The sequence below is a fragment of the Gluconobacter sp. P5H9_a genome (assembly GCF_018812085.1).
In the GTDB taxonomy this organism is placed as follows: domain Bacteria; phylum Pseudomonadota; class Alphaproteobacteria; order Acetobacterales; family Acetobacteraceae; genus Gluconobacter.
This window is the reverse complement of sequence record NZ_JACRVW010000017.1, coordinates 22,029-33,487: the sequence shown is the minus strand read 5'-3', so window position 1 is coordinate 33,487 and position 11,459 is coordinate 22,029. Positions and strand designations below refer to the sequence as shown.

Sequence of the window (11,459 nt, the reverse complement as noted above, 5' to 3'; positions counted from 1 at the left end):
GGCTTCGGCTTCGGCTTCGGCTTCGGCTTCGGCTTCGGCTTCGGCAAATGTCCTTCCCGTTAGACACTCGTCAAGCACCTGATCCGCCTTTTCTTCAGGTTCAAGAGCTTCGCGATACTCTGAAAGCGATACGTCTTCTTCGTCGTGAAGCACTGCCGTCTCACTAACGGCGACACTCTCTTCTTTCAGTTCAGGAGGACTAGAGATCTCTGGTACCGCCGGAGCTTCGGGAAAGATAATATCATCCGCAGCGTCTCCTAAAACTGGCCCCTCAACTGGAGCGGGCGCTGCATGAACACTCGCAATATTCTCCTCTGCCTTAGGAAAAATAGTACGATTTTCTAGAGATTTCCGAGCTTTTTCTTCTCTTAAAACTCGCAGAACGCCTTGGCCCTTATAGCCCTGTACGTAGAGAAGATCGGAAATAAGACGAAGCGTCTCGACGTGTTCAGGGCTGTAATAACGGCGCCCACTCTCCCCACGAAATGGCTTCACACCCGGATAGAGAGTTTCCCACGAACGCAGTCGATGCTGCGGAATATGGAGCTCCTCCGCGACCTCGCTGATGGTTCTGTAAGCGTCTGGGCCCTTTTTGATTTTCCCAGCGCCAGAATCAGCCAGATTATCGTCGGAGAAATCAGCGCCATTGTTCGAAGTGGTATCAATCATCTGCGTCGTCCACATCGTCAGCATGGCTTTCCACGCCATTCATCTGGTCCCGCAGAAGCTGCGAAGACCGAAACACCAAGACAGCGCGAGGCAAGATTGGAACCTCAACCCCGGTCTTGGGATTTCGCCCAATGCGTTCTCCCTTCTGGCGAACAGAGAAGGTCCCGAAGCCGCTCAGCTTCACGGACTCACCTGCTTCAAGTGTGGAGGAAATTTTCTCCAACACACTTTCCAGAATCATGGAGGAATCGTGCCGGGACAGCCCAACACGGCTATAGATGTGCTCGACAAGATTCGCGCGCGTGACTGTACTCATGACACATGCGTATCATGACGTTCAGAACAGTCAAAGGAATCAATCGTTAACCTTGAAAGACGATGCGCCGCCTCACATGCGAACGAGCGCAGAACCCCAGGTCAAACCGCCACCCAGCGCTTCCATCAGAACAAGATCGCCCTTCTGGATACGACCGTCTCTGACAGCTTCGTTCAGAGCCAACGGTATGGAAGCGGCAGACGTGTTAGCGTGACGGTCTACTGTCACCACAACACGATCAGCAGGAAGAGCCAGCTTTTTGGCCATACCGTCAATAATACGGAGATTGGCCTGATGCGGTACGAGCCACTGAATATCCTGCCCCGTCAGGTTGTTGGCTTCTAGCGCTTCATCAACAGCCTGGGATAGCTTAACAACCGCATGACGAAATACTTCTCGCCCAAGCATTTTGAGATGTTGAGTCGTGCCTGCGCAGCCTACTGCCCCGTCAACGTAAAGAATGTCCCCAGATCGACCGTCAGAATGAAGATGGGTCGAGAGAACACCCTCACCTTCTTCAGCTCCGGCTTCCAGAAGTACAGCGCCAGCACCGTCTCCGAACAGAACGCAGGTTGTGCGGTCATTCCAATCCAGCAATCGGGAAAAGACCTCGCTTCCAATTACGAGAACCTTTTTTGCCAACCCTGATTGAATGAACGAATTTGCCGAGGCCAAGGCGTAGACAAAACCCGAACATGCGGCACTGATGTCGAAGCCGAACCCTCTGGTTATTCCAAGAAGGGCCTGCACCTGCGTTGCTACTGCGGGGAAAACCTGATCAGGCGTCGAGGTCGCCACAAGAATGGCATCAACTTCATCAGCACTTACACCGGCCTGTTCAAGAGCCTGGCGCGCGGCTTCGGCGGCCATGGATGCTGTGGTTTCATCACCTGAAACAATATGACGCTGCGTAATGCCAGTGCGCGTCCGGATCCATTCGTCAGATGTTTCGATCTTCTGAGCGAGATCATCATTCGTGACAATCGTACGTGGCAGATAGCCACCCACGCCTGTCAGGCGGGCACGAAGGGGACCGGACATAAAGTTTCTCAGCTCACAGGTTCTTGGGCGACCGTGCTGGTAGCAGCAGAAGCCACATCAGCTCCCAGCATACCGAGCTGATCCAGACGGGCACGGATCTTGTCGTTCAGGTTATGGGTTACGGCATCCATTGCGATATCGACGGCTGCGGCAAAAGCTTCACCATCTGCGCCACCATGGGATTTCACAACAACGCCATTCAACCCGACAAAAACAGCGCCATTGTAACGCCGGGGGTCAATCCATTCCCGCATCCGCTCCAGGCCGGGGCGGACCAGCAAATAGCCGATACGGGTCAGAAGGTTGGTTTCGAAAACACGCTTCAGCAGGCCGAAAGCAAGCTTCAAAGCCCCCTCGCCTGTCTTCAAAGCAACATTTCCCGTGAAGCCATCCGTGACAACCACATCCGTCGTCCCAGCGGTAATGTCATGGCCTTCAACAAAGCCATGAAACTGCTCCGCCAGAGCGCTTTCACGCAGACGTTCAGCGGCCTGACGCAACCTTTCGTCACCCTTAAGGTCTTCTGATCCGACATTCAGGAGCCCGACTGTAGGCTTCGGCAAACCCAGCGCGGCCTGAGCAAAAGCCTCGCCCATAACGGCGAATTCTACCAGATTTCGGGCGTCACACGCGATGTTAGCGCCCAGATCCAGCATAACCGTGTCACCGCGCGCAGAAGGCTGCACAGCAACCATCGCAGGGCGGGAAATTCCAGGAAGCGCTTTGACGATAATCTTGGCCAAGGCCAGCATCGCTCCGCTGTTTCCAGCAGAGACGACGCCACAGGCCTCGCCAGAGGATACAGCCTCCATAGCCATACGCATGGAAGAGCCACGAACGCGCAGAGCTGCGGTTGGCTTCATTTCCATTGGAATACTGGCTGGAGCGTGACGGATGTCACAGATGCGGGCAGCTTTGGGATATCGTGCCAGAGCCGGTTTCAAAACCGTCTCATCTCCGATCAGGAGCAGTCTGGCTGTCGGATGCCGATCAGCCGCCAGTTCGAGACCAGCGAGGACGATATCCGGTGCCCTGTCTCCCCCCATTGCGTCGACGGCAAGGGCATAAGGCCCTAGGGCCGCGGCGTCACGAACAGGCGTGACAGGCGCTTTAGACATTAAGACAGTTTCCCGGACAGCATCGCAGATGCGGATACTCCATCAGAGCACCCGCAGAAGAGATCAGGCGCGGACGGCCGTCTTCAGGCTCTTGCCTGCTGCAACAACTTCACGACCATCGTAATGACCGCAATGGCTGCAAACGTGGTGCGGGCGCTTCAGTTCGCCGCAGTTCGCGCATTCCGCATGCGCTTCAGCCTGCAGGGCATGGTGGCTGCGACGCATGCCAGCACGGGACGGCGAGGTCTTTCTTTTAGGGACGGCCATGGCTTTTATGCCTCTTTCTGCTTCTGTGTCGGCACCCTTGCTCCGCTCCCAGCGGCATCCGGTGCCCCGTTGTTCGTCGTCTCGTATTTACGCCGAGTTCAGGCGGGCGGCTCTAGCAGAGCAAACGCAAACCCGCAAGCTAAAGCGAGGGATTTTATTCTTTTTTATCCCCGTTCTTCAGACCCACGAGCGCTGCAAATGGGTTTGGGCGACGCTCTGACTCAGGCAGGTCCTCGGACTGATCGTCCCCTTCTTCCCCTTCCGCAGGGGCCACGTCAACAGCATTTTCCAGACCGGCACCCGGAAGACGGGGATATGGGTCCAGCATCAGGGCCAGTTGTTCGGCAGCGGCCTCGCCAATGTCTAGCGCCCTGCCATCATGCGGAACGTCGTCAGGGGCATCCAGATTAATGGAATCGATGTCGAATTCATCTTCCGGCATCTGGGATTCCGGAATGAACCGCAGAACAAAGGTCTCGGCGAGCACATCATCAAATTTTTCTGCCGTGATGACGCATTCCTGTGTCACTTTCGCGGTCAGACGGCCCTGGGCAAGAATTTCGGTCTTGCTTTCAGGTGTCAGAACGAAGCGACACTCAAGATGATGCACTGCCGGAATACCAAACCGCCGCGCCAGGGCTTCACGCTCCTGCGGGGTTGCCGTCACGGTTTCTTCTGTTCCTGCCCCTACCCGACTCAGGGGGATACGACGTGAAAATTCGGGAGAATGAGACATTTGAGCACTCCATCCCCGGTTACATAGGGGAAATCGTTGACAGGCAGGTATCGTTTAAGGCACCCGCAGGGTTGAGCGGTTCTCTTGCACAGGATAGTTTCCGGTTCCATGAATAACGCATCTTTTCTGACGGCTAAAAGCAGAACACGTCTTGTGCAACGCCTTGGCCTCACCGGCTTGGCCTGTGCTCCGCTCCTTCTGGGAGGATGCTCGGTATTCAGCCCGATTCCCGAACCGCGCGGTTCGCTCATCGAGAAGACCGACTATGCCCAGCTGGTTCCAGGCACCAGCACACGGTCTGACGTGCTCGACAGCCTCGGCTCTCCGACCGCACACGCAACCTTTGACGACAACACATGGATCTATGTGTCCATGATCACGTCTCCAACGCCGCTCGGTTTTCCAACCGTGGACAAGCAGCAGGTTGTGGTTCTGAATTTCGACAATTCTGGCGTGCTGCGGAAGATGGACACCCTGAACCGCAAGGATTCCATCCGCGTCGGCATGGTGGGCGCCACAACCCCAACACCGGGCACCAAGACGTCGGTCATTCAGGAGCTGTTGGGTAACGTTGGCCGTTACAACCCAATGAGCAACATGAGCAGCACGTTTGGTGGCAGCCAAGGCCCACTGGGCAACCAGGGCACTGGCAATGGTGGTGCGGGTAATACCCTACCCTGATCTTCCGCTTATTTTGGCAGGCTGAGCAGAACGCCCAGTCCGCCAAGCGGGCTTTCGAGCAATCTAATCGTGCCTCCATGGGCATGAATGATGTCGCGGACAATCGTCAGCCCCAGACCGCTTCCCCCATTACTTCCTGATCGCGCTGAGTGCAAAATTGTCTCTCGCTGATCAGGTGGAATGCCGGGACCGTTATCTTCCACTGTAATCTCGACCCTTCGCTCCCCTTCCCAAAGGGAAATTCGCATGGCACCCCCATGCCGTCGGGCATTGTCTGCCAGATTGGTGAGCGCGCGCTTTAGAGCATCCGGGCGTACAGGTATTTCAATCCCTTCCCGCCCTTCGACCCCCAGAACCTGACCGCCGGCACGTTTTGCAGCCACAGCGACCTCGTCAATAAGGGATCGTAAATCCGTTGGAACAGGGCGTTCAGATCCCTCTCCACGCGCAAAAGACAGGTAGCTGCCGATCAGCCGCTCCATATCTTCGATATCAGTGACCATATCCTGAATATCGGGCTGAATATCTTCCGCCTGGATGCGCCCCTTCGTCGGAAGCATTGCCATACTAAGGCGCAATCGCGTTAAGGGGGTCCGCAGATCATGGGAAACCCCCGCCAGAACCGCCGTCCTTTGCGCGACAAACCGATTAACGCGATCCTGCATGCGGTTGAACGCGATGGCAGCCTGACGCACCTCACGCGCGCCCTGTGGGCGGATAGCGCCCTCGTCGCGCCCCAATCCGAAAAGCTCCGCAGCCTGAGCAAGCCGACGGATGGCACGCACCTGATTGCGCATGAACAGTGCTGCAATAATGAAAAGAAGTGCCGAACTGCTGAATGCCCACGCAACGAACATCCAGATCGGGCCGATACTGAGCCTCTTATGAGGCGTCAGAACGTCCAGCACACCGTCAGGCAATGCGATAGAGACTCTGACGGTTTCCGGAACGGCAGACCAGTCTACAAAAAAGGGTCGCCCCAGCCCCTGATGCAGAGCACGCTCAAAATCATCATCAATCGGACCGAGGACGTGATTCGTTCCTTCACGACTTAAAGTCGCCTTCGGATGGAAAACGAATTCAAGCTGGGTTCTAGCTGAAGCATCCCGGAGAAGAGCCTCGCGTCGATCCTGCTCGGGGGTACGCTCCAGCATCGACATGACGAGCGATACCTCCCCCGTGATGCCATCAGACAGGCGCCGGGAGACGACATTCAGATATGTTCCGTAAAACAGGATCAGGACGATTGCCTGCGTGACGAGTAGTGGCGTCAGAACGATCAACATGGATCGTCCCAGCAAAGAGCGCGGCAGAACACGTCGCAGCGGGCGATCCAGTCGCCCCCAGCGATCTTCAGATCCCGGGTTTGAGAACATAACCCTTCCCGCGAACCGTATGGAGAAAACGTGGCTCCTTGGGGTCAACCTCAATGCGCCGCCTGAGACGCGTTACCTGCACGTCCACAGCACGCTCGCCAATCTCATCCATGTCGAGCGCCTTGGCGATTTCCTCACGTGACATGACGACACCAGGGCGGGAGGTCAGCACTCCCAGCAGGGCAGCCTCTCCTCCCGTCAGATGAACGGGGCCATCCGGGCCAGTGAGGAGGCCACGCGGCACATCAAATTCCAGCGCTCCCAGCCGCAGAACGGAGGGCACTTCGGAAACCGTAGATACGGCGGGCGTAATCCTTCGTAGATGTGCCCGCAGGCGAAGCAACAGCTCCCGCGGCTCAAACGGCTTCCCAAGATAATCATCAGCACCGGATTCCAGTCCGTCGATCCGATCCGCGGGTTCGCCACGAGCTGTAAGCAGAAGAATCGGTAACGACAAACCCTCAGCCCTGAGCGCCCGTGTTAACGAAACCCCATCTTCGCCCGGCATGGTGACGTCCAGAACGATGGCATCAGGCTGGATCAGTTGCAAAACCTCACGGGCCTGACGGGCATCCTGTGCCGTTGTGACCCGATAACCGTTTTCAGCGAGATAACGCTGCAAGAGCCTGAGCAGGCGCGAGTCATCATCGACAACAAGAATATGCTCGTCACTCATCGAAACCCTCCTCCCGGCGCAATCTGAAGAGGCGAAAGAACGCGCTTGAACCCCTCAACCGCCGTTACTCCTGCCTCCCTGTAAGCTTTCGTCATGACTTCACGAATCAGCTGAAAAAGCTGTCGCTCAATCGCCTCCCCCTCAGGCGTGAGTTTGAGCGGACGCTTGCGCCGATCATGACGGTCTTCTTCCTGCACCAGAAAGTTTCGATCACGTAGGTCTCCCAAGGCACGGCCCAGGGACTGCTTTGTAATCCCGAGGCTGGCCAGCAGAGCGCTGGGAGTGATCCCGGGGTGAGCCGCAACCAGAAAAAGAATTCTGTGATGCGCCGAGCCCAGCCCATTCTCTCGCAGCAACGTCTCACACTCGGAATTGAGACTGCGCCACGCAAGCATGAGCGCTTCGTAGGACTGACGGATCTGTTCTTCACGAAGGTAAAGATGGGCAGTCGCAGAAGGTGGTCCGTCCGGAAGGCGCATTGTCACCGGACTATTTCCTCAACATATCCGAAGCGACTGAAATCCTCGATGCGCTGCGGGTACAGGATGCCATCCAGATGATCGTTCTCATGTTGAAGAACATTGGCATGAAAACCGACCGCCTCGCCTTCGACCACGTCTCCATTCTCATCCACACCACGATAATGGACCTTGGCATGACGGATAACATCACCCCTCAGCCCCGGAATCGAGAGGCAACCTTCACCGCAAATCATCATCTCCTCACCAAGAGGTGTAATTTCCGGATTGATCAAAACACGCGGTAACATGGCCTGTTCAGGGTCCGAAACCCGGTTCGCCGGCACACGATAGACGAAAAGACGCAGGGGGTGATGAACCTGCGGAGCAGCCAACCCGGCACCATTCGCATCGACCATTGTGTCGAGCATGTCTTTGATCAAATGGCGGATTTCCGGGGATGTTGGGTCAGAAACGGGTTCTGCGACCTGGTGCAGGACAGGGTGGCCCATACGGGCAATCTTGAGCAGAGCCATGAGCTTCCTCGATCAGTTGCAGAACGTTAACGCACAAATCCGCCGCAGATTGCGCATGGATAAAAATCAGCACAAGCACCATCGAATGAATTGCACATCTCCAAAAGAGTGTGTTAAGGCCTCCATCCCAATTGGATTGCCATATCACGGGTGACGCTAAAGGCGGGCCCAGAAGGAGTTGACGGCACCGTGCAGGTACTCGTTCGTGACAATAATGTTGACCAGGCGCTAAAGGCGCTCAAGAAGAAGATGCAGCGCGAAGGCGTGTTTCGTGAGATGAAGCTGCGTCGCCACTTCGAGAAGCCCTCTGAGCGTCGCGCCCGCGAAGCAGCAGAAGCTGTTCGTCGTGCTCGCAAGATGGAGCGCAAGCGTCTGGAGCGTGAAGGCTTCTAAAGTCCTTCCCGTTATCTGAACGGACGAGAAAAGCCGCAGCCCTTGGGGGCGCGGCTTTTTTTATTGCCTTACATACCAAAATTCTGGGAGTTGCCTCCTCACCTTTTACGGCGAGGAAACAGACATCCCCTTTTCAGCGTGGATCCATCAGCCTACGGCTCAGATAAATCGCCTCCAGAGCCCGTTCATGCGCTACTTCAGCGGCATTGACAGTCCCGGCGTGGCCACCTTCCGTATCTTCATAATAGAAGAAGGGTATGTGAAGCTCCTGAAGGCGCGCCGCAAACAGGCGGGCATGCACAGGGCCAACACGATCATCTCGGGTTGAAGTGAAAATGAATGGTGTTGGATAGCTTACATCTGGCTTTAAGGCCTGAAGCGGTGAGGTCTTATCCCAGAACGCTTTTCCCTCGGATGTAGACACACTTCCGTATTCAGCCGCCCATGAGGCGCCTGCCGCCATGTGCTCATAATTCAGCATATCGAGCAACGGCACACCGATGATGGTCGCGTTCCACAGCTCCGGATGCTGCGTGAATTCTACCCCCATCAGCAAGCCACCATTAGATCGCCCACGAATACCCAGACGCTTGGCCGACGTAATGTTTCGGGAAAACAGGTCTCGGGCTACTGATGCAAAGTCATCATAGGCAGACTGGCGCCCTGCGTGACGCGCGGCTTCATGCCAGGCGGGGCCGAACTCTCCGCCACCCCGGATGTTTGCCATCACGTACACCCCACCACGCTCGAACCACGTGATACCAAGGTCTGGGTGGTAGACAGGCAGATATGAGAGGCCAAAGCCACCATAGGCGGTCATGAGCGTGGGGTTGGCACCATTCTTCGTCCAGTCTTTCGCATGCACGACAAAGTACGGGACCTGCGTTCCGTCTTTACTGGGCGCAAAAAGCTGCTCAACCGTGAGCTTGGACGAATCAAACAGCTCGGGCTGGCTATAGAGAAGCTGGGTGTTCTGCCTGGCTGTGTTGACGCTCCAGATCTGCGGCGGCTGAATGAAGCCTTCGAGTTGGAGATATGCTTCTGAGCTGTGGGGATCAGAGGAGACAATACTGGCGGCCATGTTCTTGGGCAGCTCAATGCTCCGACCAGACCAATGTCCGTTCGAACCCCGGCGATAGAGCATCAGTACCGGCTGAACATTGTCATACATAACAACGATCAGACCATCCTTGGTCGCCGCAATAGCGCCATCCATCCCATCCCCGATGGTCTGCCGCTTGGTCGGGGTGACAATGATCTCAGGGGCCTGAGGATGATCTGGATCTACCGCGACAACGCTGTCTGCTGGGATTGTCCCCTTCGCCGTGGGCCAGTCCTGGAGCAGATGGAAGACCAGTTGGCCATCCTGATAGCTCAGACCGTCATATTTTTCCGGCATGGGAAGCTGGCTCGTTTTAAGCGTTCCCGGATCCAGGCGTTCAACTTCGCTATGGAAAAAATCCTTGTGCCGGTCGATCAGGACGACCTGATGCCCCTGCCCGTCCCTCAGGACAGTGGGAACGACTTCCATGTCCTGACCGGTTCCACGGAACACTTCCTGAGCCTGAGACAGGCTCTGCCCGCGCTTCAGGGCACGGACAACATATGGATACCCTGACGTTGTCAGACCAGCATCGGTCGTACCCCAGTCTCGAGAGACCAGGACTGTATCCTTATCGAGCCACGCGACCGCCTGCTTCCCGTTTGGCAGCCGAAAACCGTTCTGCACAAACTGATTGGTGCTCGTGTCGTATTCTCGCAGTTCGTGCGCGTCTTCACCCGCATTGGACAAGCCCAGAAGGCAGATCCGATCTGCTGGTTCCAGACAGTTCAGCCCTTCCATAACCCAGTTGGCATGTTCAGACCGAGAAAGCTCATCCAAGTCAAAGCGCATCTTCCATAGCGGATGTCCGCTTTTGAAATCAGCCTCTGAAGTACTTCTCCAGACCCCGCGGGCATGAACTTTGTCCTGCCAGAAATTCCAGATCTCTCCCGCCATTTGCGTGGGAACAGCGAGACGATCCGGTGACTGCTGAGCCGAGAGGATCCGATCATAAAGCGGCTTGTATCTGGGGTCAGAAGCCAGAGCGTCCTGTGTTTTTTTGTTTTCAGCCTTCACCCAGTGAAGAGCTGCTCCGCCATCGACCTGCTCAAGCTGAGCCCTTGAGGGAGTGGCCGTAGCAGCCTGTACCGACGCAAAAGGAAAAAGAGGAAGTAAGAGACAGAGAGCCCGCAGTGCGGAGGGACGCATGCCTGATCCTTTCGGCCGTCATTCATAGTGATGACGGCATCGTAAAGATCACCCGCGGGAAAACAACCTCACCCCACGGCAACGGCACTAACAGCCTCTTCCACCTCCTGAAAGGTCGGCATGAGGTCACAGGGAATGCTTTTGCGGCCGATTTCTACACTGACCTGGGGCGCATTCCCTTGCAGATGCGCGACAATGACGGAACGAACCAAATCAAGGTAAGACGCCTCTTCTTCCACAACACCCCCCAGACGGCCTGCAATCGGGGCAACAATGCCATATGCCAGCAGAATACCGAGGAACGTTCCGACAAGCGCACCAGCAATCATCTCGCCCAACACGATAGGAGGCTTGCTGATGGATGCCATAGTCTTGATCACACCGAGAACGGCAGCAACAATTCCGAGAGCTGGAAGAGCATCCGAAACGGATTGCAGTGCGTGAGGAAGATGCATCTCCTCCCGCAGGTTCTTTTTAAGCTCCCGTCCCATCACGTCGTCCATCTGGAACGGATCTGTCGCATTCATGCCCGCCATCCGCAGGTAGTCACAGATGAAGGAACAGACCTGTCCATTGTCGCGAATTTTCGGGAAAGCTCCAAAGATCGTACTACCCTGAGGATCTTCAATGTGGCTCTCAATAGCCATCATTCCCTTGCTGGCTGCGAGTTTGGTCACGTGGAACAGCAGACCCAAAAGTTCAAGATAATCCTGTCGACCGTACTGCGAGCCTTTCATGGCTTTCTTCAAACCGGCCGGAAGGTGTTTCACAGCGGAAATTGAGTTGGCCATGACAAATGTGCCGATTGCTGCTCCCAGGATCGTCAGGAGTTCAAAGGGCATGGATGCAAGCAATGGACCTATGGCGCCGCCTGATGCCACGAAGGAGCCAAACACGCAGGCCAGAACGACACCAAGGCCGATAAGAATAAACATTCAATA

At 56.0% G+C, this 11,459-nt stretch carries 14 protein-coding genes; 2 read left to right on the top strand and 12 right to left on the bottom strand.

Translation table 11 applies throughout. The features are described from left to right. The 6 genes from KP708_RS15995 to KP708_RS13165 form a co-directional block, all read right to left on the bottom strand. Positions 1-708, bottom strand: a 708-nt coding sequence (locus KP708_RS15995; protein WP_305798410.1) for a MerR family transcriptional regulator, incomplete at its 3' end; no start/stop codon positions are given. Then, positions 662-985: an integration host factor subunit alpha gene (locus KP708_RS13185; RefSeq protein WP_064273136.1), complete on the bottom strand. Its 324-nt coding sequence runs from the start codon at positions 983-985 to the stop codon at positions 662-664. The genes KP708_RS15995 and KP708_RS13185, both read right to left, overlap by 47 nt. Positions 986-1,057: 72 nt before the next feature. Beyond that, on the bottom strand, positions 1,058-2,026 hold the full coding sequence (locus tag KP708_RS13180; RefSeq protein ID WP_202207324.1) for a beta-ketoacyl-ACP synthase III: 969 nt from the start codon (positions 2,024-2,026) through the stop codon (positions 1,058-1,060). 8 nt (positions 2,027-2,034) lie between these two features. Continuing rightward, positions 2,035-3,144, bottom strand: coding sequence for a phosphate acyltransferase PlsX (gene plsX, locus KP708_RS13175; protein WP_215750826.1), 1,110 nt, complete (start codon positions 3,142-3,144; stop codon positions 2,035-2,037). Positions 3,145-3,207: 63 nt separating this feature from the next. Further along, positions 3,208-3,411: a 50S ribosomal protein L32 gene (gene rpmF, locus KP708_RS13170; protein WP_046901404.1), complete on the bottom strand. Its 204-nt coding sequence runs from the start codon at positions 3,409-3,411 to the stop codon at positions 3,208-3,210. Positions 3,412-3,565: 154 nt separating this feature from the next. Beyond that, the gene (locus KP708_RS13165) at positions 3,566-4,147 is read right to left on the bottom strand and encodes a DUF177 domain-containing protein (protein ID WP_215750825.1); all 582 of its coding nucleotides are present in this window, start codon (positions 4,145-4,147) and stop codon (positions 3,566-3,568) included. 108 nt (positions 4,148-4,255) lie between these two features. Between KP708_RS13165 and KP708_RS13160 the strand changes: the two genes are divergently transcribed. Continuing rightward, positions 4,256-4,828, top strand: a complete 573-nt coding sequence (locus KP708_RS13160; RefSeq protein WP_215750824.1) for an outer membrane protein assembly factor BamE — start codon at positions 4,256-4,258, stop codon at positions 4,826-4,828. 8 nt (positions 4,829-4,836) lie between these two features. On the opposite strand, the gene KP708_RS13155 is transcribed toward KP708_RS13160, so the two are convergent. The 4 genes from KP708_RS13155 to def are packed head-to-tail and all read right to left on the bottom strand — an operon-like array spanning position 4,837 to position 7,874. Continuing rightward, positions 4,837-6,204, bottom strand: a complete 1,368-nt coding sequence (locus KP708_RS13155; RefSeq protein WP_202207322.1) for an ATP-binding protein — start codon at positions 6,202-6,204, stop codon at positions 4,837-4,839. Continuing rightward, complete coding sequence (locus KP708_RS13150; protein ID WP_215750823.1) at positions 6,182-6,880, bottom strand: response regulator; 699 nt, start codon at positions 6,878-6,880, stop codon at positions 6,182-6,184. Before KP708_RS13150 ends, KP708_RS13155 begins: the two co-directional genes overlap by 23 nt. After that, positions 6,877-7,359, bottom strand: a complete 483-nt coding sequence (locus tag KP708_RS13145) for a MarR family winged helix-turn-helix transcriptional regulator (protein WP_237389955.1) — start codon at positions 7,357-7,359, stop codon at positions 6,877-6,879. Before KP708_RS13145 ends, KP708_RS13150 begins: the two co-directional genes overlap by 4 nt. 2 nt (positions 7,360-7,361) lie before the next feature. Continuing rightward, entirely contained in the window at positions 7,362-7,874 is a 513-nt protein-coding gene (def, locus tag KP708_RS13140; protein ID WP_202207319.1) for a peptide deformylase, read from the bottom strand. Between the two features lie 189 nt (positions 7,875-8,063). On the opposite strand from def, the gene rpsU reads away from it, so the two are divergent. Further along, complete coding sequence (gene rpsU, locus KP708_RS13135) at positions 8,064-8,267, top strand: 30S ribosomal protein S21 (protein WP_007283570.1); 204 nt, start codon at positions 8,064-8,066, stop codon at positions 8,265-8,267. A 133-nt stretch (positions 8,268-8,400) separates the two neighbouring features. Here rpsU and KP708_RS13130 read toward each other — a convergent pair whose 3' ends face one another. Further along, positions 8,401-10,518 carry a prolyl oligopeptidase family protein gene (locus KP708_RS13130; RefSeq protein ID WP_215750822.1) on the bottom strand — a complete coding sequence of 706 codons (2,118 nt, stop codon included), beginning with the start codon at positions 10,516-10,518 and terminating at the stop codon, positions 8,401-8,403. A 68-nt stretch (positions 10,519-10,586) separates the two neighbouring features. After that, on the bottom strand, positions 10,587-11,453 hold the full coding sequence (gene motA / locus KP708_RS13125) for a flagellar motor stator protein MotA (protein ID WP_046901396.1): 867 nt from the start codon (positions 11,451-11,453) through the stop codon (positions 10,587-10,589). Positions 11,454-11,459 lie beyond the last annotated feature (6 nt).